Below are 397 nucleotides of genomic sequence, written 5' to 3'. Positions count from 1 at the left end.
CGCCTGGATCGTCGTGTTCTACGTGACCGACGGTTCGCTGCCCATCGACGCCCTGGGCAACTGGAACATCGTGGTCGGCTTCGGCTTCATCGCCGCCGGCTTCGGCGTCTCCACCCAGTGGAAGTAGCCATCGGAGCCCCTCTGCCCCGGGGTATCCACCGAGTTATCCACAGCTGTTTTCCACAGTGGGGAAAAAGAACGACCATCTGTGGATAACCTCTCGGATGTTGACGCCGGTGTGAAGAACGGCCAACACTCGAAAGCTTGTTCGCCCCCTGCCTGACCTGCGGAAACACGGGTCAGTGACAGGGGGCACATGTGTTCCCGCACGGTATGCACAAGATCGGGCACTCGCTGTGGACAACTGGGGTCGACACCGCGCTCAACTGAGCTGGGC

Annotated in this window: 1 protein-coding gene; it reads left to right on the top strand. The window is 61.2% G+C overall.

Translation table 11 applies throughout. The features are described 5' to 3' along the window. Positions 1-13: 13 nt before the first annotated feature. Entirely contained in the window at positions 14-127 is a 114-nt protein-coding gene (locus J1M86_RS27090) for a cell division protein CrgA (RefSeq protein ID WP_368857279.1), read from the top strand. Positions 128-397: the final 270 nt, after the last annotated feature.

Source organism: Rhodococcus sp. KRD197, assembly GCF_017168235.1.
Classification (GTDB): domain Bacteria; phylum Actinomycetota; class Actinomycetes; order Mycobacteriales; family Mycobacteriaceae; genus Rhodococcoides.
This window is presented reverse-complemented; position numbering and strand designations above follow the sequence as displayed.